The 22,054-nt window shown below is 62.2% G+C and carries 20 protein-coding genes; 13 read left to right on the top strand and 7 right to left on the bottom strand.

Going from position 1 to position 22,054, the window contains the following annotated elements:
* Positions 1–7 precede the first annotated feature (7 nt).
* The 4 genes from D8U82_RS12015 (at position 8) to D8U82_RS12030 (ending at position 6,433) form a co-directional block, all read left to right on the top strand.
* Positions 8–2,359 (top strand): hybrid sensor histidine kinase/response regulator, encoded by a 2,352-nt coding sequence (locus D8U82_RS12015; protein ID WP_130902261.1) that lies wholly within the window; start codon positions 8–10, stop codon positions 2,357–2,359.
* Between the two features lie 95 nt (positions 2,360–2,454).
* Positions 2,455–4,104, top strand: coding sequence for an acyl-CoA dehydrogenase family protein (locus D8U82_RS12020; RefSeq protein WP_130902262.1), 1,650 nt, complete (start codon positions 2,455–2,457; stop codon positions 4,102–4,104).
* A gap of 121 nt (positions 4,105–4,225) precedes the next feature.
* The gene (gene amn, locus D8U82_RS12025) at positions 4,226–5,725 is read left to right on the top strand and encodes an AMP nucleosidase (protein ID WP_016773051.1); all 1,500 of its coding nucleotides are present in this window, start codon (positions 4,226–4,228) and stop codon (positions 5,723–5,725) included.
* Positions 5,726–5,797: 72 nt separating this feature from the next.
* On the top strand, positions 5,798–6,433 hold the full coding sequence (locus tag D8U82_RS12030) for a pseudouridine synthase (RefSeq protein WP_016773052.1): 636 nt from the start codon (positions 5,798–5,800) through the stop codon (positions 6,431–6,433).
* Here D8U82_RS12030 and D8U82_RS12035 read toward each other — a convergent pair.
* Both D8U82_RS12035 and D8U82_RS12040 read right to left on the bottom strand, forming a co-directional pair.
* Positions 6,428–6,637, bottom strand: coding sequence for a DUF2788 domain-containing protein (locus D8U82_RS12035; RefSeq protein WP_016773053.1), 210 nt, complete (start codon positions 6,635–6,637; stop codon positions 6,428–6,430). The two genes, D8U82_RS12030 and D8U82_RS12035, sit on opposite strands and share 6 nt — an antisense overlap.
* Before the next feature lie 171 nt (positions 6,638–6,808).
* Positions 6,809–7,288 (bottom strand): Lrp/AsnC family transcriptional regulator, encoded by a 480-nt coding sequence (locus tag D8U82_RS12040; protein ID WP_007909658.1) that lies wholly within the window; start codon positions 7,286–7,288, stop codon positions 6,809–6,811.
* Positions 7,289–7,737: 449 nt separating this feature from the next.
* Here D8U82_RS12040 and D8U82_RS12045 point away from each other — a divergent pair, with 449 nt between their 5' ends.
* Entirely contained in the window at positions 7,738–8,676 is a 939-nt protein-coding gene (locus tag D8U82_RS12045) for a DUF6515 family protein (RefSeq protein WP_130902263.1), read from the top strand.
* Here the strand turns inward: D8U82_RS12045 and D8U82_RS12050 are convergent.
* Positions 8,670–9,566 carry a cation diffusion facilitator family transporter gene (locus D8U82_RS12050; RefSeq protein WP_130902264.1) on the bottom strand — a complete coding sequence of 299 codons (897 nt, stop codon included), beginning with the start codon at positions 9,564–9,566 and terminating at the stop codon, positions 8,670–8,672. The two genes, D8U82_RS12045 and D8U82_RS12050, sit on opposite strands and share 7 nt — an antisense overlap.
* A 13-nt stretch (positions 9,567–9,579) precedes the next feature.
* Positions 9,580–9,999 carry a hypothetical protein gene (locus D8U82_RS12055; RefSeq protein ID WP_016773056.1) on the bottom strand — a complete coding sequence of 140 codons (420 nt, stop codon included), beginning with the start codon at positions 9,997–9,999 and terminating at the stop codon, positions 9,580–9,582.
* A 110-nt stretch (positions 10,000–10,109) separates the two neighbouring features.
* Between D8U82_RS12055 and hrpB the strand changes: the two genes are divergently transcribed.
* The 3 genes from hrpB (at position 10,110) to D8U82_RS12070 (ending at position 13,771) form a co-directional block, all read left to right on the top strand.
* Positions 10,110–12,629: an ATP-dependent helicase HrpB gene (hrpB, locus tag D8U82_RS12060; protein ID WP_130902265.1), complete on the top strand. Its 2,520-nt coding sequence runs from the start codon at positions 10,110–10,112 to the stop codon at positions 12,627–12,629.
* Between the two features lie 130 nt (positions 12,630–12,759).
* Positions 12,760–13,332 (top strand): hypothetical protein, encoded by a 573-nt coding sequence (locus D8U82_RS12065; protein WP_122610962.1) that lies wholly within the window; start codon positions 12,760–12,762, stop codon positions 13,330–13,332.
* 13 nt (positions 13,333–13,345) lie between these two features.
* Positions 13,346–13,771 carry a hypothetical protein gene (locus D8U82_RS12070; RefSeq protein WP_130902266.1) on the top strand — a complete coding sequence of 142 codons (426 nt, stop codon included), beginning with the start codon at positions 13,346–13,348 and terminating at the stop codon, positions 13,769–13,771.
* Positions 13,772–13,782: 11 nt separating this feature from the next.
* Here D8U82_RS12070 and D8U82_RS12075 read toward each other — a convergent pair whose 3' ends face one another.
* Together D8U82_RS12075 and D8U82_RS12080 are read right to left on the bottom strand one after the other, a co-directional pair.
* Positions 13,783–14,862, bottom strand: coding sequence for an endonuclease/exonuclease/phosphatase family protein (locus D8U82_RS12075; protein WP_125925950.1), 1,080 nt, complete (start codon positions 14,860–14,862; stop codon positions 13,783–13,785).
* 75 nt (positions 14,863–14,937) lie between these two features.
* Positions 14,938–15,612: a YciC family protein gene (locus D8U82_RS12080; RefSeq protein WP_016773061.1), complete on the bottom strand. Its 675-nt coding sequence runs from the start codon at positions 15,610–15,612 to the stop codon at positions 14,938–14,940.
* A gap of 177 nt (positions 15,613–15,789) precedes the next feature.
* Here D8U82_RS12080 and D8U82_RS12085 point away from each other — a divergent pair, with 177 nt between their 5' ends.
* The 5 genes from D8U82_RS12085 (at position 15,790) to D8U82_RS12110 (ending at position 20,602) form a co-directional block, all read left to right on the top strand.
* On the top strand, positions 15,790–16,551 hold the full coding sequence (locus D8U82_RS12085; RefSeq protein ID WP_125925951.1) for a DUF2076 domain-containing protein: 762 nt from the start codon (positions 15,790–15,792) through the stop codon (positions 16,549–16,551).
* A 291-nt stretch (positions 16,552–16,842) separates the two neighbouring features.
* Complete coding sequence (locus tag D8U82_RS12095) at positions 16,843–17,322, top strand: NYN domain-containing protein (RefSeq protein WP_056790604.1); 480 nt, start codon at positions 16,843–16,845, stop codon at positions 17,320–17,322.
* Positions 17,323–17,357: 35 nt separating this feature from the next.
* Positions 17,358–17,963, top strand: coding sequence for a 3'-5' exonuclease (locus D8U82_RS12100; protein WP_123443291.1), 606 nt, complete (start codon positions 17,358–17,360; stop codon positions 17,961–17,963).
* 310 nt (positions 17,964–18,273) lie between these two features.
* Positions 18,274–19,209: a drug/metabolite exporter YedA gene (gene yedA, locus D8U82_RS12105; RefSeq protein ID WP_130902267.1), complete on the top strand. Its 936-nt coding sequence runs from the start codon at positions 18,274–18,276 to the stop codon at positions 19,207–19,209.
* Between the two features lie 52 nt (positions 19,210–19,261).
* The gene (locus D8U82_RS12110) at positions 19,262–20,602 is read left to right on the top strand and encodes a DEAD/DEAH box helicase (RefSeq protein ID WP_024014423.1); all 1,341 of its coding nucleotides are present in this window, start codon (positions 19,262–19,264) and stop codon (positions 20,600–20,602) included.
* Positions 20,603–20,805: 203 nt separating this feature from the next.
* On the opposite strand, the gene D8U82_RS12115 is transcribed toward D8U82_RS12110, so the two are convergent.
* On the bottom strand, positions 20,806–22,047 hold the full coding sequence (locus D8U82_RS12115) for a TIGR03862 family flavoprotein (RefSeq protein WP_130902268.1): 1,242 nt from the start codon (positions 22,045–22,047) through the stop codon (positions 20,806–20,808).
* Positions 22,048–22,054 lie beyond the last annotated feature (7 nt).

The following is a 22,054-nucleotide window of genomic DNA, read 5'->3' on the forward strand; positions in this document are numbered from 1 at the left end:
GGCTTCAATGCGCTATTTGCTGATGTTGCTGTTCTGCTTGCCCCTTATGGCGAGCGCCGTCGAATTCGACGAATTCACCCAGAGCCTGCCACTGGGCCGATCGCTGCAAGTGTTCGAAGACCCGAGCGGTCAGGCGACGATTGCCGACGTCCGCGCGCAAGATGCCGCCGGCCAGTTCAAAGCCCACGACAAAGCCACGCTCAATGCCGGTTACTCGCGTTCGGCATTCTGGCTGAAGATCGACCTGCATTACCGCCCGAGCAACCCGGCCGCCCAGCGCACCTGGCTACTGGAACTGGCATATCCGCCGCTTGATCACCTCGACCTTTACTTGCCCGACGCCAGTGGCGCCTACCGACTGGTGCGCCAGACCGGCGATGCTTTGCCCTTCGCCAGTCGCGAGATCCGCCAGAACAACTACCTGTTCGACCTACCCTTCAAACCGGATCAACAGCAGACGCTGTACCTGCGATTGGCCAGCGAAGGCTCGATCCAGGCGCCGGTGACGTTGTGGTCGAGTACCGCGTACCTCGAAGACCAACCGGTGCGCCTGTATGTGCTCGGCATCATTTATGGCGTGCTGCTGGGGATGCTGGTCTACAACCTGTTCATCTACCTGAGCGTGCGCGACACCAGTTACCTCTATTACATCTTCTATATCGGCTCGTTCGGCCTCTATCAATTGTCGGTGAATGGCGCGGCGGTCGAGTATTTCTGGCCGGACAACCCATGGTGGGCCAACGCCGCGACGCCGTTTTTCATCGGTTGCGCCGGGCTGTTCGGCAGCCAGTTCGCCCGCAGTTTCCTGCAGACCAAGACCCACAGCCCCTGGCTGGATCGCTTGCTGATCGGTCTGATTGCCTTCAGTGCACTGGTGATCGGCCTGTCGCTGATGACCAGTTACGCCTTGGCCCTGCGCCTGGCGACCACACTGGCGCTGACCTTCACCGTGGTGATCTTTGCCGCCGGGATTCTTGCCTGGTGGCGCGGCTTGCGCGTGGCGCGTTACTTCATAATCGCCTGGTCGGCGTTCCTGCTCGGCGGCATCGTCAATACGCTGATGGTGCTGGGCCTGCTGCCCAACGTGTTTTTGACCATGTACGCCAGCCAGATCGGCTCGGCGATCGAGGTGGCGCTGCTGTCGCTGGCGCTGGCCGATCGCATCAACGCCATGCGCGAACAACAGGCGCAGACCTTGTTCGACGCCGGGCAGAAACTCGAAGTGCTCAACCAGCAACTGGCCCACAGCAACAAGCTCAAGGATGAATTCCTCGCGACGCTGACCCACGAACTGCGCACGCCGATGAACGGCGTGATCGGTTCGCTGGAGCTGATGCAGACCGTCGACCTCGATCCCGAGCTTGAGCAATATCAACAGACCGCCGCCGGTTCCGCCCGCGACATGATGCGCATGGTCAATGGCATCCTCACGCTCACTGAGTTGCAGGCCGGCAAGCTCAAGGCGACGCCGGGCAGTTTCAGCCTGCGCGGCGTGATCGAAGCGTTGCGCGTGCAGTTCGAAGGCAATGCAGCGAGCAAGTCGCTGGACTTCAAGGTCGAGGTGCTGCCGACCCTGCCGGATCGCTTGCTCGGCGACAGCGCGAAACTGGCGCAGTGCCTGGAATGCCTGCTGGACAATGCGATCAAGTTCACTCGCGTCGGCGGGCTGGCGTTGCGCGTTACCGGTCGGCCGTCGGCGGATGAGCGCATGGCGCTGTCGTTTGCGGTGATCGACACCGGCATCGGTTTCACTGATCTGGGCGAGGCGACCCTGTATCAGCGTTTCTTCCAGCTCGACGGTTCGATGACTCGCGAATACGGCGGCCTGGGGGTGGGTCTGGCGATCTGCCGGCAACTGGTCGAGTTGCTCGGCGGCAAACTCACCCATCGCTCCGAGCCCGGACGCGGCAGCCGCTTCCAGCTCGATGTCGAATTCGAACTGCCGGTGATCGAAGCGCCTGCGGATCAGCCGCCTCGCGATTGCATTCGTGCGCCGCAGGACTGCACAGTGCTGCTGGTGGACGACAACAGCGTCAATCAATTGGTGATGCGCGGCATGTTGCTCAAGCTCGGTTTCCGCGTGCGCAGCGCGGATAACGGCGCCGCCGCGCTGGACTGCCTGCAACGGGAAAGCTTCGATGCAGTGCTGATCGATTGCCAGTTGCCCAACCACGACGGCGCATCGCTGTGCTGCCAGATCCATGCATTGCCAGGCTGTGCAAACCTGCCGGTGTTCATGCTGGCGCTGAGCGCTGACCGCGAGCAATGCGCCCCGGGCGCGCCTATCGACTATCTGCACAAACCAGTGAAATTCGAGGATCTGCAGGCTGCGTTGCAGCGCCGCGTGCTGAGTTGCTGATGGGGTAAAAGCGCCGCAAAAACGGCGGCTATGACGCTTTGTTCAAAAAAGCACCAGTGCTTAACTGGTGCCATTGCTGAACACGGAGCGCCGTCATGAACCTGCATCAGTTCGCCGAAACCCACGAAGTCACCAATCAGCCGCCGTCGCTGGACGGCGCCAACCTGTACCGCATCGACCTGCCGCTGCAGGAGTGGTCGCGGCGTTTTGGCGCCGGTTGGGCCGAGTCGCGCATCGATGCCTATGGCGCACTCGCGGGTGGGCCGCTGATGGAGGCGGGGTTTCTCGCCAACCAGAACAAACCGGTGTTTGCCAGCCATGATCGCTACGGCCATCGCATCGATCTGGTCGAGTTTCACCCGGCTTACCATGAGCTCATGCGCACGGCGATCGAACATGGCCTGACCTCGCTGCCTTGGGCACACCCGCAGGACGGCGCGCATGTCGCCCGCGCTTCGATGACCTATCTGCACAGCCAGGCCGAGGCCGGCAGTGGTTGCCCGCTGACCATGACCTTCGCCAGCGTGCCGGCCCTGCGCTTGCAGCCGGAGCTGGCTGAGCAGTGGCTGCCGAAAGTCCTCGCCACCGACTACGATCCGCGCAACGTCGGCATGGCGCACAAGGCCGGCGTGACCATCGGCATGGCGATGACCGAGAAGCAGGGCGGCACCGATGTCCGCGCCAACACCACCAAGGCTTACCCGGTCGGCGCCAGCGGCCCGGGTCAGGCTTATGAACTGGTCGGGCACAAGTGGTTTTGTTCGGCGCCAATGTGCGACGCCTTCCTTACCTTGGCGCAAACCGACAACGGTTTGAGTTGCTTCCTGCTGCCGCGCCATTGTCCGGACGACACGCGCAATCAGTTCTACATCCAGCGTCTGAAAAACAAACTCGGCAACCAGTCCAACGCCTCCAGCGAAGTGGAGTTTCGTGGCGCGCTGGCGTGGATGATCGGCGAAGAAGGGCGCGGCGTGCCGACCATTATCGAGATGGTCGCGATGACCCGTTTCGATTGCATGGTCGGCTCCAGCTCGCTGATGCGCCAGGCGCTGACCCAGGCCAGCCATCACTGCGCGCACCGCAAGGTCGGCGGCAAATTGCTCAGCGAGCAGCCGCTGATGCAAAACGTGCTGGCCGATCTGGCCCTGGAGAGCGAAGCGGCGTTGGCGCTGAGTCTGCGCATGGGCAAGGCGCTCGATCATCTGGATGATCGCCACGAAGCGCAGTTCGCGCGGCTGGTGACGGCAGTGGGCAAATACTGGATCTGCAAGCGCGCGCCAGGAATGATCAACGAAGCCGCCGAATGCATGGGCGGTGCTGGATACGTCGAGGACAGCATCCTGCCGCGCCTGTACCGCGAAGCGCCGGTGAACTCGACGTGGGAAGGTTCGGGGAATGTGCAATGTCTGGATGTGCTGCGCGCGTTGTCGAAGGAGCCGGGTGTGTTGGATGTGCTGTTCAGCGAATTGGGCGATGGCCATGGCGACAAGCGTCTCGCCGCACATATCCAGCAGTTGCAGGCGCAGTTCAAGGACACCAGTGACATTCAGTATCGGGCGCGGCAGTTGACCGAAGACATCGCCCTTGGGTTGCAGGCCAAACTGTTGCTGGAGGCTGGGAATTCCGTGGTCAGCGATGCCTTCATTGCCAGCCGTCTGAGCGGTGGCGGTCGGGTCTACGGCGCGTTGCCGCGTGGGCTGGACGTCGAAGCGATCGTCGCCCGCTCGACTCCACCGCTTTTCTGACCCACCTCAAATCTCCCCCTGTGGGAGCGAGCAGGCTCGCTCCCACAGGGGAAATCATTGGTCTGCAGATTTAAGTATCGCCACAACGCCACTGTTCCCGTGCGTCCACGATGCAGGCAAGATGAAGCTCTGCAAGTCAGAACACAGGAAGCTGATCGTGACCGAAGCGTTTATTGTCGTTCAAACCGCCGAACAAGCCGTGGATCGTCTGGCCGAGCTGCATGAGCGGGCCACCACTGCGCTGAATTCTGCCCTCAAGCGTTACCTCAAGGACCGCGTCGAGCCCGACGCCGAACAGCGTGCCCTGTTTCGTTATCCCGAACTGCGTCTGACCTACCACTGCCAGGGCGAAGTGCCGCAGACCACCCGCGCTTACGCCAAGGTGCAGTTGCCGGGCACTTACAGCGTCACCGTCACCCACCCGGCGGCGTTTCGCAAATACCTGCTCGAACAACTGACGCCGTTGATGCACGACTTCACCGTGACCGTCGAAGTCGGCGTCAGCCAGCAGAACATTCCGTATCCGTATGTGGTCGAGCAGGGCGATGAACTGGCCGGTTCCGGCGTCACTGCAGCGGTGCTGGCGCGGGTGTTCCCGAGCACCGATCTGTCCGCCGCCACCGATGGCATTGCCGACGGCCTCTACGACTGGGAAAACACCGATCCGCTGCCTCTGGCGCTGTTCGACGCGGCGCGCGTGGATTTCTCGCTGCGCCGGCTGGTGCATTACACCGGCAGTGACTGGCGCCATGTGCAGCCGTGGATTCTGCTGACCAACTATCATCGCTACGTCGATCAGTTCATCGTTCATGGTCTGGAGCAGTTGCGCCGCGACCCGCGTTTCGTGCGCATGGTCCTGCCGGGCAACGTGATCATCGAGAAGAGCATGGACCACGGCGAAGCCTCGGCGATTGCCGCCGGTGTGGTCTGGCACCGTTACCAGATGCCGGCCTATCACCTGATCGCCAGCGATGGCCACGGCGTGACGCTGGTCAACATCGGTGTCGGCCCGTCCAACGCCAAGAACATTACCGATCACCTGGCCGTGCTGCGCCCGCATTGCTGGCTGATGATCGGCCACTGCGGCGGCCTGCGTCAGTCGCAGACCATTGGCGATTACGTGCTGGCCCACGCCTACATGCGTCGCGACGGCATTCTTGATCGTGTGGTGCCGCCGAATATTCCCATCCCGGCACTGGCCGAAGTGCAGCTTGCTCTGCAGCAGGCGGCGGCGAATGTCACTGGCGAGAAGGGCGACGATCTGAAGAAGCGCCTGCGCACCGGCACGGTTCTGACCTATGACGACCGTAACTGGGAATTGCGCTGGGCTCAGGAGCGGCCGCTGATCAACCTGTCCCGCGCGGTTGCGGTGGACATGGAAAGCGGCACGATTGCAGCGCAAGGTTATCGCCTGCGTGTGCCTTACGGCACGTTGCTCTGCGTTTCGGACAAACCACTGCACAGCGAAATCAAACTGCCGGGCTCGGCCAACGCCTTCTATGAACGTGCGGTCAGCCAGCATTTGAAAATCGGCATCGAAGCGGTGGATCTGCTGCGTACCGAACTCAACTCGCTGCACTCGCGCAAACTGCGCAGCTTCGACGAGCCGCCGTTCCGTTAACGGTTAGTCGTGGTCATTTGGCGGTCGGGGCACTAGCATTGTCAGCCCTGATCGCTAAATGTTCTGTCTCTTATGTCCCGTCCCCCGCGTCCACCTTCCCGCCGTCCCGGCGTGAAGCCTCAGTCTTCTGCCCCGCGCCGTGTTGCCAAGGCACCACCGGCCGAGCCGAAACTGATCCTGTTCAACAAACCCTTCGATGTGCTGACGCAATTCAGCGACGGTGAAGGGCGGGCGACACTCAAGGATTACATCGATGTGCCGGGGATTTACCCGGCCGGACGTCTGGATCGCGACAGCGAAGGTTTGTTGCTGCTGACCAACGACGGCCAGTTGCAGGCGCGCATCGCCGATCCGAAACACAAACTGGCCAAGACCTATTGGGTGCAGGTGGAGGGCGAGCCGACGGCCGAGCAGTTGCAGCGCCTGCGTGATGGCGTCGAGCTGAATGACGGCATGACTCTGCCCGCCGAAGCGCGGCAACTGGCTGAGCCGCAATTGTGGCCGCGCAATCCGCCGGTACGCTTTCGCGCGACCATACCGACTTCGTGGCTGGAACTGGTGATTCGCGAAGGGCGCAACCGTCAGGTGCGGCGCATGACGGCAGCGGTCGGATTGCCGACTTTGCGGCTGGTGCGGGTCAGGATTGGTGACTGGACGATTGAAGGGCTGGATCAGGGCCAGTGGCAGGAAGTACCAGCGCGCTTATAAGGCGCCGGATTCGATCAGGCCGATCACCACACTCTTGATGATGAACGCGGCCACGCCCAGGCCCAGCACGAAAAACAGAATGAACGAGCCGAACCGCCCGGCCTTGGACTTCTTCGCCAGATCCCAGACGATGAAACCCATGAAAATGATCAGGATGCTGACCAGACCGGTCATCATCCACTCTTCGAACAGTGCTGGATCCATTGGCGATCTCCGGCGCGGACAGGGCTGAAAGGGCGGCGGCGAGTATACGCCAAGGGCGGATGGCGGGGCATTGATCTGCGTCGCCTGTGCCGGCCCCTTCGCGAGCAGGCTCGCTCCCACAGGTTGAAATGCATTCCAAATGTGGGAGCGAGCCTGCTCGCGAAAGGGATATCAGCTACGCAAATGAGTCAGCGGCAGTTCGGTGCTGTTGAGCACCTGATTCAGCACAAAACTCGACCGCACGCTGGTGACCCCCTCGATCCGGGTCAGGTGCCCCAGCAGTAATTTCTGATAGTGATCCATATCCGGCACCACCACTTTCAACTGGTAGTCAGCATCCACTCCGGTCACCAGACTGCACTCCAGCACTTGCGGCAATGTGCGGATTGCCGCTTCGAAATTCTCGAAGCGTTCCGGCGTGTGCCGGTCCATGCCGATCAGCACATACGCGGTCAGACTCAGCCCGAGCATCTTGCGATCGAGCAATGCAACCTGGCGCGAGATATAGCCATCGTCTTCCAACTGCTTGACCCGGCGCGAGCAAGGCGAGGGCGACAGACCGATGCGTTCGGCCAGTTCCTGGTTGGAGATACGGGCGTCGCGCTGCAATTCCGCCAAAATACTCAGGTCATACCGGTCGAGTTTGCTCATCAATCTGTCCTTGGTCGTAACTATTGCGGCGGATTATCTATCCAGGGTTAAAAATTGCGCAAGCAGTGTTTAATTGAGCAATTTTCGCAATCCTCTGTCGCGGCTTCAGGCCTATTCTTATCACCAGAATCACTGCTCGGTAACACAGTCCACGCGGCCCGCCCAATCAGGCCCGCCGCGGCCGCCACCCCCACCGGGGATGTGCCGGCCCCCGAGCTGCACACTGTCCAGAAGACGGGGTGAGGTGAGCCGACGTCAAAAGCGTCGAGCCAGGACGAAGTTCTCAGAAGGGAGGCCGACGGGTCTCCCTTTTTTCTTGCCTGCGATTTCATCTTGGCGCCTCAATAAATAAGTCGCGCGACTGATAACCTGTTGCAGAACCCGGTGGGGCTGTTTCGAGTCTCAGCAATAAGCCCTGCCAACGACAGGCTCCCGCAGTGAGGAAAAGCATGAATTCGCGCATCTGGCGTCTGGCCGGTGTTGGTTTGCTGTGTGTGGGTGTCAGTGCGCAAGCGCTGGCCGATGAGCCGCAGAATCGTGGGCCGGGCAACGGGCCGCAGAACGACGGGATCATCCGTGGCGACAACAGCCGTCAGTTCGAGCACAACGGCCAGCCGCATAACAATGACGGTCAATGGCAGAACCGCAACCGTGCCGATGAGCGTCCGCAACCGCCTCGCCAGCCGGGCAACAACCTGCCGATCCAGCCGCGAACCGACGCCGTGCGCCAGACCCAGGAACCGCGTCAGGGTTACTACCGCGACGAGCGCCCGCAAAACGGTTACCACAATCAGCAATGGCAGACGCAGCCGCGTCCCGATGACAACCGCTGGCCGGGACGGCCGAACGGTCATGGCAATGGCTGGGGTCCTGGCCCGCAGTATCGTCCGGGCCATGTGATCGATCGTTTCCCGGATCGTGATTACCGCGTGCCGTATCGCGGTCAGGATTACTTCTATTCCGGCGGCTACTGGTATCGCCCGCAAGGCCCGCGCTACATCGTCGTGCAACCACCGCGCGGGATCCGCATCCAGTATTTGCCGGATTACGCCCGTGAAGTGTGGATCGGCGGCTCGCTGCTGTTCCTCGCCGCCGGCTCGTATTACGCCTATCAAGAGGCGACGCAGGATTACGTGGTGGTCGAGCCGCCGCTGCAGCAACCGCCGCAACCGCAAGCTCAGGGCTATGACGTCGAAGCCTACCCGGCCAACGGCCAGTCGCCGCAGCAAGTGCAGCAGGACGGTTACCAGTGCTCTCAGTACGCGGTGCAGCAAAGCGGTTTCGACCCGCGCGCCGCGACCTATCAACCGGCACCCGAAGTGGTTCAGGCCTATCGCCAGGCGCAGGGCAACTGCCTGAGCAGTCGCGGTTATCAGGTCAATTACTGAGTGCGGGCGGCGAGCACTACTTCCTGTGGGTCAGCGTGCACCAGCACTTCGGCCTTCGGATAGGCCTTGTGAATCGCCGCCGCCGCTTGGTCGCTGATGCCATGGGCGACTGACAGGGTCAGTTCGCCCGGCAGTTCCAAGTGCAATTGCACAAACCAGTGGTTGCCCGAGATCCGCGTGCGCAGGTCGTGCGCACCCAGTACGCCGGGGACGCTGCATGCCAGTTCGAGCATGTGCTGGCTGACATCGGTCGGCAGTTCCTCGTCCATCAGCACCGAAAAACTTTCCCGGGCAATCTGGATTGCGCTCCAGAAGATGTACGCGGCGATCCCCAGGCCGAACCACGCATCCAGTTGCGCAAAACCCATCGCGGCCAACACCAGCGCGATCAGGATGCTGCCGTTGAGCAGCAGGTCCGAACGGTAATGCAGCGAGTCGGCACGCACGGCGTTGGAGCCGGTCTGCTTGATCACCCGGTGCTGCAACATCAGCAGCGCCGCCGTCAGCAGCAGGGAAAACACGATCACACCGATGCTCAGCCACGGTGCGCCAAGCGGTTCCGGCGTCTGCAAGCGTTGGTAGGCCTGAAACGCGATCAGCACCGCGCTGCCACCGATGAACAACGCCTGGGCCATGCCCGCCAGCGATTCGGCTTTGCCGTGGCCATAACGGTGATCATCATCCGCCGGGCGCAAGGCGTAATGCACTGCCAGCAGATTGAGCATTGAAGTGACGCCATCCAGCGCCGAGTCAGTGAGGCCGGCGAGCATGCTCACCGATCCGCTGAGCCACCAGGCAATCGCCTTGGCGACGATCAGCGTGCAGGCGACCGCCACCGAGGCGCGGGTCGCCAGCCGCAGCAGGCGGGCGTGTTCAGGGCTGGAGGTCATTGAACGTCCTTATTCAAGCAGCCGGTTGCAGGCCGAACATCGCCAGTTGCTGAGTGCTGCCCTTGTGCTGGATCAGGCGCGGATCATCCAGAGGAAAATCTCGGCCCAGCTCGCTCTCGAGAATCGCCTGCAACTTGTGATTGTCGACCTGACCGTCGGGGCCGATGGCTTGCTTGAGCTTGGCCGGATCGATCTGCGCGGTGTGGCCCGGTTCGAAATAGATCGCCCCGGTGGCGAAGTCGACGGCAAACGCGATCAGCCCGGGAATGATGTAGAACAGCAGGCCGACGGCATCGAGCACGGCAATCGCCGGGTCGATCTTGCCGTCGATCTGGCCACGCCGGTCCGGGTAGAAAATCGAACCGCACGCCGACAGTTGCGTGAGCAGAGTGGCAACCAGAACACCGCCGATCAGGCGAGAGGGTAAGCGCATGGAAATGTCTCCTGAGTCATCAAATAACGAAGCTTCGTCTTGTGAAGTTAAGACCCTGACGAACGCCCGGCAGTTCGCCGTTATACTCGGCCCTCTGTTTGGGAGCCAGCATGATTTCTTTGCCGATCGACGATGTTTTACCCGCCCTGCGTGAAGCCCTCGCGTCACGCCACGAAGCCGTGCTCGAAGCACCGCCCGGCGCCGGTAAAACCACCCGCGTGCCTTTGGCCTTGCTCAACGAGGCCTGGCTGGCCGGGCAGACCATCGTCATGCTCGAACCACGGCGCTTGGCTGCGCGGGCGGCGGCGGAGCGTTTGGCCAGCGAGCTCGGCGAGCAGGTCGGTGAAACCGTCGGCTATCGCATCCGCCTCGACAGCAAGGTTGGCCCGAAGACGCGTATCGAAGTGGTCACCGAAGGCATTCTCACCCGGCGCTTGCAGGACGACCCGGCGCTGGAGGGTGTGGGCCTGCTGATCTTCGACGAATTTCATGAACGCAGTCTCGACGCCGATCTGGCGCTGGCCCTCAGTCTGAACGGTCGCGAGCTGTTTCGCGCTGAACAGCCGCTGAAGATTCTGCTGATGTCGGCCACCCTCGAAGGCGAGCGCCTGGCCGGCTTGCTCGATGACGCGCCGATCCTGCGCAGTGAAGGGCGCATGTACCCGGTGACGATGCGCTGGGGCCGGCCGTTCCAGCCGGGCGAATATATCGACCAGCGCGTTACCCAAACCGTGCTCGAAGCGCTGCACGACGAGACCGGCAGCCTGCTGGTGTTCCTGCCGGGACAGGCGGAGATCCGTCGCGTACATCAGCAACTGGTCGACGCAATCGGCGAGCGCAAAGACGTTCTGCTGTGCCCGTTGCACGGCGAACTCGACCTCAATGCGCAACGTGCAGCGATCGATCCGGCGCCGCCCGGTCAGCGCAAAGTGGTGCTGGCAACCAACATCGCCGAGACCAGCCTGACCATCAACGGCGTGCGCGTGGTCATCGATGCCGGATTGGCGCGGGTGCCGCGCTTCGACCCGGGCAGCGGCATGACCCGCCTCGACACCCAACGCATCTCCAAGGCCAGCGCCACCCAGCGTGCCGGCCGCGCCGGGCGACTGGAGCCGGGCGTGTGTTATCGCTTGTGGTCACAGGATCAGCACGAACAACTGGCGGCTTATGGCAGCGCGGAAATTCTCTCGGCGGATCTGGCCAGCCTCGCTTTGCAACTCGGGCGCTGGGGCGTGACCCCGGGCGAACTGGTCTGGCTCGACATACCGCCCGCCGCCGCGTATGCCCAAGCGCAGGATCTGCTGCAACGCCTCGGCGCCTTGCACGGCGACACGCTGACGGCCCACGGCCAAGCCATGGCCGAACTGCCGGCGCATCCGCGCATCGCGCATTTGCTGTTGCGCGGTCAGGCGCTGGGGCTGGCGGCGATGGCCTGCGATGTGGCGGCGCTGCTCGGCGAGCGCGATATCCTGCGCGGCGCTGGTGCGGATCTGCACAGCCGATTGGTCCTGCTTTCCGGCGAAGAACGTGCCGGTCGTGTCGCGCAGGGCGGGGTGCAACGTGCCCGGCAATTGGCTCGGCAGTATCGCGGCTACTTGCGTGGCAAGCCGAGCGAACCGGTAAACGATCCCGAGCATCCGCGCTGGCTCGGCGCGCTGCTGGCGCTGGCCTACCCGGATCGCGTCGCCCAGCAACGGCGTGCCGGTGGGGCCGAATACCGTTTGGCCAACGGTCGCGCGGCGCTGTTCGCTGAGGCCGATAGCCTGATGAAGCACGAGTGGATTGTTATTGCCGATCTCGGCAGCCGTCAGGGCCAGCGCGAAGAACGCATCTATCTGGCGGCGGATTTCGATCCGGCGCTGTTCGATTCGGTGCTCGCCGAGCAAGTGCGCAGCGTCGATCAACTCGATTGGGATGAACGCGAAGGCGTGCTGCGTGCCGAGCGCCAGCGTAAGGTCGGCGAGCTGATTCTCAGCCGCGAACCGTTGCCCGGTCTGGATGAAAACGCGCGCAGTCAGGCGCTGGTCAGTCTGGTGCGGCGCAAGGGTCTTGAGCTGTTGCCGTGGACGCCGGAACTGCGCCAGTGGCAGGCGCGGGTGGCGCTGTTGCGTCAGCTCGATCTGAACACTCAGGACGACAGCCAATGGCCGGATGTCAGCGATGCGGCATTGTTGAATACCCTGGAAGATTGGCTGATGCCGTATCTGGGCAAGGTCTCGCGGCTCAGCCATTTCGCCAACCTCGACCTGTCGAGCATCGTGCGTAATCTGCTGCCGTGGCCGCTGCCGCAGAAGCTCGACGAAATGGCGCCGCATCATTTGAACGTGCCGTCGGGTTCATCGATTCGTCTGGATTACAGCGAACATCCGCCGATTCTCGCGGTGCGTTTGCAAGAGCTGTTTGGTCTGGCCGATACGCCACGGATCGCCGGCGGCCGGCAAGTGGTCAAGCTGCATCTGCTGTCGCCAGCGCGGCGGCCGGTGCAGGTCACTCAGGACCTGGCCAACTTCTGGCGCAGCACCTATGCCGAGGTGAAGAAGGATCTCAAGGGGCGTTATCCGAAGCACTATTGGCCGGACGATCCCTTGGTCGCCGAAGCCACGGCGCGGGCGAAACCACGCGGCACCTGACCCGCAATGGCTGCGCGCCATTAGCCCATCCGTGCTAATTGCCCTTGGTTGTTCCGGCTCGCAAAATCGCCGCCTGAACAATAACCAGCCTTGTTGCCTGGCAACTTGCGCCCAAGGAACGGAACTGCCCATGACCTCTTTCTTCAAGCTGAAGAAGTTGATCTTCTTGTCGGCTGCGCTATTGGCCGCCTCCAATCCGGCCATGGCCGAAGAGCCCAATCCGATTGGCGACTGGTGGATTATCTACGGCAACGGCGTGCCCCAGAAAAACATCATGTACGTCGCCGATGCGACGTCGGTGGTGCCTTCGCAGAAGACCAAAGGCGCGACCATGGTCGCGGTGACGCTGGTGTATGAAGAACCCGGCAAACCGATGATCGACGTCTACAACCTCGAAGCCCAATGCTCTACGGGCAAGGTGCGTTTCATCAATGGCCAGTCCATCGAGCGTCTCGCCTACACCATGCGTCATCTTAAAGTTGCCAACCAATGGCAGACCCCGAAAGAGTTCTGGGTCCAGCAAGCGCTGAAGTTTGCCTGCGCCCCTGGCAGTCGCGCGAAAAACGACATGGCCGCCGTGGGCAAGATGGAATACCTGCAGATGATCGAGATGCTGCAGCAGATGTTTTTCAAGCTCGCGCCGATCCAGCAAAAGAGCCAGATGATGGACAACATCGACAGCCTGCTCGAACTGAAGAAATAAGCCGAGGCATCCAATGACTTACACACGTTTATGGCTGGCAACCCTGCTGGCAGGATTGCTCTTGAGCGGCTGTTCCACTATCGCGCAGAGCCGCTGGGAAGGCCGTGATATGCAGGAAGCACTGGACCTGTTCGGCACGCCCGACGCGATGGCAAAGGAAACCGGCCCGAACGGCGAACCCTTGGCCGTACTGACCTGGCACAAGTCCGCGAGCTGGACCACCACCGAAGCGGCCGGCACTTCGATGACCCATACCGGCAATGGCATGGTGTACACCGAGCACTATCAACAGGTCGGCCACAGTTCTACCTGCAAGTTGCAGGCGAAGATCAATCAACAGAAGAAGATCGCCAAGTTCCTGATTGAAGACGGGCGAATACTGCATGGCAAGTGCGCCAATGTCCGCTATGTTCCGGGCTACGTTCCGCCCGGCTTATAAGGGCAAAGCGCTCAGGGCGCAGCGGGCAGGAGGAACCGCGCAATCACCGGCAAATGGTCGGAGATGCGCAAGGTATCGTCCTGCCGCACCTGCGCTTGCAGGCGTTTGAGCTTCGGGCTGTAGAACAGATAATCCACCGTGCGATCCGGGCCGTTGAGGCCGGGGTCGTTGGGGTAATGGGTCAGCCATTTGGCCCGGTCGATGCCGCCGGCCTCGTTGTTGGTCGGGATCATCGGGTACTTGTCCCACAGCAGATGCAGTTCGCTGTCGGCAGAGTAGGGCGTGCGCCGCTCGACCGGCAGGCGTCGATACTGGCCCAGCGGCAGCAGATTGAAATCGCCACCGATCAGCCACGGCAGGCCTTGGCTTTCATACTTGTCGAGGACTTTGGCCACGGCAGCCACTTGCGCCTGCACGTTGCCGTCCGCCTGGCTGGCGCGCTGCAAGTGGGTGTTGAACACGGTCAGTTGTCCGCCATCGCTGAGCGGCAGTTTGACTGCGAGCAAAGCGTCTTTGGGCTGGAACTGGCGGCTGATGAAGTTGCTCGGGGCGACGGGCAGTTGCAGGCGTTCGGCGTGTTCGATGCGATAGCGGCTCAGCGTGGCCAACTGGCGGCCGACGCTGCCGTAGATATGTGGCTCGGGGACGAAATCGGCTTTCCAGTCGAAGGCGCTGGCACTGCACGGATACAGGTCGGCGACGCGTTCCTGCAACAGTTTGAGCTGGTTCTGGTAATCGCTGGCCTTGGCGCCGTCGTCGAGCTCCTGCAACAGCACCACATCGGGTTGTTCGTCACGGATCACCCGCGCTACTTCGTCGAGGCTGAACGCCATGTCTTCGGCGGTCGGCGCTTCATCGTCGCCTTCGGCCAGATCATTCCAGAACACGTAGCGCTTGCCGGCGAGGAACTGCACGTTCCAGGTCATGACTTTCAGTGCTTGCCCGGGCACCAGTGTCGGCGCGGTGATGCCGCAACTGACCGGCAGGGTTTCGCGGGCATCGGGGCGCCAGGTCAGGCTGAACAGCAGCACACCGAACAGGACGACGGCGAGGATGACGAGGAGCAGGGTGTAGCGCAGCAGACGGGTCATGGCTCGGCTTATAGCGTTACAGAAAGTGGCCCCGAGCATACCTGACGGCAGCGACGAAGCCCAAGCACGGCGCGGTCAGACTGCGCCGTTACGTTTGTCAGGCAATTCGCTGATCAGCATGAACAGACGGAACAGCACCACACTGGTGAACAGTTGCAGGAAGCTGTGAGCGCTGTCGATCAGCCCGGCAATCAGCGGATTCTGCGGTTCGGGGTACACCGCCAGCGTCGCGCCCTTGAGCAGCCACAACGGTGTCATCACGCAGAGAATGCACAGCAGGATGCGCCAGAAGTGTCCACGGGTCAGGCGAAGGCTTTCCTTCATCGCCTGCAACGGCCCGAGGCCGCGCAGCACCAGCAGGTATTCGGCGAAGGCGAGCATGACCATCAGCATCAGGCCCGGCAGGAAGTACAACGACAGACCAAGCAGAATCAGCAAGGTATTGAGCGCGGTCAGCACCGCGAAGCGCGGCCACAGGGTTGCGGCCATCGCCAGCAGGTCACGGTTGCGCGGCGACTCGCCACGGCTGCGTGCATCGAGAAACAGGATCAGCGCGGCGGTGTAAAGCGGATACACCAGCAGGCCGACGATGATGCTGACGCCGGCGAAGGTGTCCGGCCCGGTGGCGTGATCGACCGCCTGCTGCAAGAAAGCTTCGACAATCACCAGCGGCAGGCACAACTGCACGATGCTGCCCAGATGGCGTTTGAAAAAATACAAAGAGTCGCGCAGTACTTCGAGGGCATTCATCAGTCGGTATCGCAGGTCGAAAACAGTGGCTCACTTTAACCGATGCAACGCGGGGCGACACAAACGTAAACATTCGGTAAAGGCCATTGAAACGTTTTGTCACTGTCTCCATTACAGGAGAGCACCGCACCCGGAGTGGGCGCGGGCACGTTATTACCGGCAATCTACGAGGTCGCCATGAACAGCGAAGAGCAAACCCTGATCGATGGACTGTTTTCCCGGCTGCAACAGGCCGAAACGGAGGCAGCCCCGCGCGACGCCCAGGCCGAGGCGCGGATCAAGGAACACCTGACGCGCCAACCGGCGGCAGGTTATTTCATGACCCAGGCGATTCTGGTTCAAGAGGCCGCGCTGAAAAGCCTCGACGAGCAGAACAAGCAACTGACCCAGCAAGTCCAGCGCCTGCAGGCCGAGCTGCAATCGGCCAAGGCCCAGAGCGGCGCACCGGCATCCAGCGGTGGCGGTGGCTTCCTGTCGAGTATCTTTGGCGGCGGCAATTCACGTCCGGCGCCGAGCCAGAGCGCCGCACCGTCGTCCTCCGGCGGCTGGCGTGAACCGGCACCGCAGCAGAGCTACCAGACTCCGGCACCGCAACAGAACTTCGGCGCCGCGCCGCCCAACTATGCGCAGCAGGCAGCCCCGGCGGCGGGCAACAGCTTCCTCGGCGGCGCGCTGAAAACCGCTGCAGGCGTGGCCGGCGGTGTGATGCTGGCGCAGGGCATCAGCAGCCTGTTCCACCACAATCAGCAACCGGAAGAAATCGTCGAGGTCATCAAGGAAGAACCGGCGCAGGTCGCCGATCAAAGCAACAACGGCTGGGGCGATGATCAGCGCGTGGCGGACAACGGCTTCTCTGGCAATGACCAGGGCGGTTTCAGCGACGCCGATTACAGCAGCGACAATTCGTCGTTCTTCGATGACGACGACTCCTTTGTCTGACATCGCCTTTGAAGGCAGACATAGTCTCTGAAGGCTGACATGTACACTGTGGCGAGGGGATTTATCCCCGCTGGGCTGCGCAGCAGCCCCGCTTTTCCTGATTGGAGCGAGGACTGCTGCGCAGCCCAACGGGGATGAATCCCCTCGCCACACTCACCACTCGTCAGCAGCACCTTTGCGCCTGTGGCCGATTATTCGCGGAACCCTCCTTCGGGCTGGCATACTGAGCGCCTTTTTCGGGCCTGATCGCCTGACCCCGCTTCGTGCGCTTGCACGCTCACAGGAACTCCGGTGAAAAAAATCGCAGTGTTCGCCGATGTGCAGAACCTCTACTACACCGTGCGTCAGGCCTATGGTTGCCACTTCAACTACGCCGCATTGTGGGCCGACATCAGCAAGAACGGGCAGATCGTCGAGGCTTACGCCTACGCGATCGACCGTGGCGACAGCAAGCAGCAGCAGTTTCAGCAGATCCTGCGCAACCTCGGTTTTACCGTGAAGCTCAAGCCCTACATCCAGCGCAGCGACGGCTCGGCCAAGGGCGACTGGGACGTGGGCATTACCCTGGACATCATGGACGCCGCCGACCATGTCGACGAAGTGGTGCTGGCCTCCGGTGACGGCGATTTCGACATGCTGCTCGAACGCATCATCAACAAGCACGGCGTGCAAGCAGTCGCCTACGGCGTGCCCGGCCTGACCGCCAACTCGCTGATCCGCGCCGCCAGCCGCTACGTGCCGATCGAAGGCGCGCTGTTGCTCAAGAGCTGAGCTGAACAACAGATTTGAACGGAGTACACCCCGGTTTGGAACGCATTGCAGTCATCGACTTTGAAACCACCGGCCTGTCGCCGAACAGCAGCTGCCGCGCCACGGAAATCGCCGTGGTCATGCTGGAAAACGGCCGCATCGTCGAGCGTTACCAGAGCCTGATGAACGCCGGCGTGCGCGTCCCCGCGTTCATCGAGCAACTGACCGGCATCAGCAACGCCATGCTGCGCACCGCGCCGCCGGCCGAGCGGGTGATGGAAGAGGTCAACGAATTCGTCGGTTGTACGCCGCTGTTGGCGCACAACGCCTCGTTCGACCAGAAGTTCTGGGATTTCGAACTGGGGCAGATCAAACGCACACGCCTGCAGAATTTTGCCTGTTCACTGCTGCTGGCGCGGCGCCTGATGCCGGCGGCGCCGAATCACAAGCTCGGCACGCTCACCACGTTCGCGCAGTTGCCGCATACGGGCCAGGCTCACCGGGCCATGGCCGACGCCGAGATGGCGGCCAATCTGATGGCGCATCTGGCGCAAGAGTTGCGCGGCAAGCACGGGGTGCGCGAGTTGAATCACGACCTGCTGTGCAAATTGCAGAAAGTCCCTGCGGCGAAAGTCGGCGAGCATTTGCAGCGTTATCGCTGATGCCAGGCACTCCGACTGATCGTTCCCACGCTCTGCGTGGGAATGAAGTCCAGGACGCTCGGCGTCCCTTTCAAAGCCGAACGCAGAGCGTCCGTTGAGGCATTCCCACGCGGAGCGTAGGAACGATCCAAGATGGATGTCTGCTGATACACCGCCTTCGCGAGCAAGCTCGCTCCCACAAGGACCTTGTCGGTCTCAGCTGCTTTCATGCAAAAGTGTACCGGCGCGAAAAACAGGTTTTGTAACTTATTTTTGCGCGGCGGCCTTTCTAGAATGACCGGTCCACAGAAATCTGACTGTCGAGCTGCCCATGCCTGCCTTGCGCCGTTTTTCCCTGCCGTTGATCGCTGCGTTTTTTGCGTTGTACGTGATTTGGGGATCGACCTATCTGGTGATTCGCATCGGCGTCGAATACTGGCCGCCGCTGTTGCTGGCCGGGGTGCGCTTCGTCATTGCCGGCAGCTTGATGTACGCCTGGCTGCGCTGGCGCGGTGCTCCTGCGCCGACCTGGGCGCATTGGAAAGCGGCGGGGCTGGTCGGCATTCTGCTGCTCAGTTTTGGGAATGGCGCTGTGAGCGTGGCGGAGCACACTGGCGTGGCTTCCGGCGTTGCTGCGCTGGCGGTGGCGACGGTGCCACTGTTCACCTTGTTGTTCGGCTACTTCTGGGGCGCGCGCAATACGCGGCTGGAGTGGGCGGGTGTCGCGTTGGGGATTATTGGCATCGCCATGCTCAACATGGGTTCCAACCTGCAATCGAGCCCGCTCGGTGCGATGTTGCTGATTTTCGCGGCGGCGAGCTGGGCGTTCGGTTCGGTGTGGAGCAAGCATCTGCCGCTGCCAGCAGGGGCGATGGCCAGTGCGGTGGAAATGCTCGTCGGCGGCGTGGTCTTGCTGATCGGCAGTGCGCTGAGTGGCGAGCACCTGCAAGCCATGCCGCCGCTCGAAGGGTGGCTGGCGCTGGCCTATCTGATTTTCTTTGGCTCGATCATCGCCTTCAATTCCTACATGTATCTGCTCAAACACGTGCGCCCGGCGGCAGCGACCAGTTATGCCTACGTCAATCCGGCGGTGGCGGTGTTGCTCGGCGTGGTGTTTGTCGGCGAGACCATCGGCATCGAAGAAGCGCTGGCGATGCTGGTGATCATCAGCGCGGTGCTGCTGATCAGCCTGCCGCAGTGGCGTCGACCTGCGCAGCCACCCGTGGAAGAGGCGAAAGCCGTTCCGACGGAAGCGCGTACGAATTAGGGTAAACTGCGCGGCATTGCATCCCCGCGTCATTTTTTCCTACGGTACTCCCATGACTTTCGCCTCCCTTGGCCTGATCGAACCCTTGCTGCGCTCCCTCGAGACGCTCGGCTACCAGACCCCGACGCCGGTGCAGGCGCAAGCCATTCCGGCGGTGCTGGCCGGTCGCGACCTGATGGCAGCGGCCCAGACCGGCACCGGTAAAACTGCCGGTTTCGCCTTGCCGCTGTTGCAGTTGCTGGCCATGGAAGGGCCGAAAGTCACCGCCAACTCGGCGCGTGCGCTGATTCTGGTGCCGACCCGCGAGTTGGCCGAGCAGGTCCACGAAGCCGTGCGCCAGTACGCGGAAAATCTGCCGCTGCGTACTTACGCGGTGTATGGCGGTGTCAGCATCAACCCGCAGATGATGAAGCTGCGCGGCGGCGTCGATGTGCTGGTCGCCACGCCCGGTCGCTTGATCGACCTGTTTCGCCAGAACGCGCTGAAACTCAATCAGCTGCAAACGCTGGTGCTGGATGAAGCCGACCGGATGCTCGACCTGGGCTTCTCGGAAGAACTGGCGAACATTTACCGCATGCTGCCGAAAAAGCGCCAGACCCTGCTGTTCTCCGCGACCTTCTCCGATGACATCCGCCTGCTCGCCGGGCAGATGCTCAATGATCCGCTGAGTGTCGAAGTCAGCCCGCGCAACGTCGCCGCCAACACGGTCAAGCAGTGGATCGTCACCGTCGACAAGAAGCGCAAGGCTGAACTGTTCGTGCACTTGATGCGCAAGAACAAGTGGAAGCAGGTGCTGGTGTTCGCCAAGACCCGCAATGGCGTCGATGCGCTGGTGGAAAAACTTCAGGGCCTCGGTGTGAATGCTGACGGCATCCATGGCGACAAACCGCAGGCTACGCGCCAGCGCGCGCTGGACCGGTTCAAGCTCAGCGAAGTGCAAATTCTGGTCGCGACCGACGTTGCCGCCCGTGGTTTGGACATCGAAGATCTGCCGCTGGTGGTCAACTTCGATCTGCCGATCGTCGCCGAGGATTACATTCACCGCATCGGCCGCACTGGTCGCGCGGGTGCCACCGGTGAGGCGATTTCGCTGGTGTGTGCCGATGAAGTGAACATGTTGTCGGCAATCGAGATGCTGACGCGGCAGAACCTGAAGCGCCAGAACGAACCGGATTTCGAACCCGAGCACCGCGTGCCGGACACCGATGCCAGCGGTCAGGTGATCAAGAAGCCGAAGAAACCGAAGAAGCCGAAAGCGTCGGGCGGTGGCGGTGGTAAGCGCAATCTGGGCAAGTGGGTCGACAGCGGCGAGACCTCGGCACCGGAGCCATCGATCAAGCCGGTGCGCAAAGTGCCGGTGTTCAATACTGGACCGCGCAAGCGCAAGCCTTGAGATCAAAGATCAAAAGCCCCTCACCCTAACCCTCTCCCGGAGGGAGAGGGGACTGATTGGGGAATGCTTGAGAGTTACGTCGACGTGATATATCAGTTGTGAATGCCTAATCGACACGATCGTTCAGGTCGTGCATGACGTCAGACACCTCGGTCGGCTCCCTCTCCTAGGGGAGAGGGTTGGGGTGAGGGGGCGAGGGCGACTCAGTTCCCGCGCCCTAACCAGCTCAACATCCCCAACCCAGCCGCCCGCCCACTGGCAAAACACCCAGTCAGCAAATACCCTCCCGTCGGCGCTTCCCAATCAAGCATCTCGCCCGCACAAAACACCCCCGGCAGCGCCTTGAGCATCAAGCGCTCATCCATCGCTTCGAACCGCACTCCACCAGCGCTGCTGATCGCCTCGTCCAGCGGACGGGTTTTCACCAGAGTCAGCGGCAACGCTTTGATCGCTCGGGCCAACAGCGCCGGATCGGCGAATGTTTCGGCATCGGTCAGCTCGCGCAACAACGCTGCCTTAACTCCATCAATCCCCACCTGACTGTGCAGATGCTTGGCCATCGAGCGCGAGCCACGTGGTTTGCTCAGCGCTGCCTGTAATTTATCCACAGGCCGGCCGGGCAGCAGGTCGATGTGGATAACCGCTGCGCCGTAGCGATTGATTCCCTCGCGTATCGGCGCCGACAGCGCATAGATCAGGCTGCCTTCAATGCCGGTCGCGGTGATCACGCATTCGCCCAAGCGCGGGATGTCGTCGTTCAAACCGATGGCAATGTTTTTCAGCGGTGCGCCGGCGAATTTGCTCACCATCAGCTCGCTCCAGGCCTGCACCTCGAAGCCGCAATTGCTTGGCTGCAACGGTGCCAGATCCACGCCGCGCTGCTCCAGCGGCAACATCCACGCGCCATCCGAGCCCAGGCGCGACCAACTGCCGCCGCCGAGGGCGAGCAGGGTGGCGTCGGGGTTTACGCTGATTTCGCCTTCCGGGCTGGCGATGCGCAGTGCACCGCTTGCGTCCCAGCCGAGCCAGCGATGGCGGGTGTGGATAACTACGCCGCTGTCGCGCAGGCGCTTGAGCCAGGCGCGTAACAGCGGGGCGGCTTTCATGTCGGTGGGGAACACGCGGCCGGAGCTGCCGATGAAGGTTTCGATGCCCAGTTCATGAATCCACTGGCACAGCGCATCGGCATCGAATGCGCGCAGCAGCGGGGCGATCTGCGGTGCGCGCTCAGCGTAGCGGGAGAGGAATGCCGGGTAGGCTTCGGAATGGGTGATGTTCATGCCGCCGACCCCGGCCAGCAGGAACTTGCGCCCGACCGAGGGCATGCCGTCGTACACGTCGACGCGGATTCCGGCTTGGCTCAGCACTTCGGCGGCCATCAGGCCGGCGGGGCCACCGCCGATGATGGCGACGTGGGTGTTGGCGGGGGCGGAATTCTGGGTCATGGGCGTG

It is taken from the genome of Pseudomonas sp. Sample_23, from assembly GCF_004307595.1.
GTDB lineage: Bacteria > Pseudomonadota > Gammaproteobacteria > Pseudomonadales > Pseudomonadaceae > Aquipseudomonas > Aquipseudomonas atacamensis.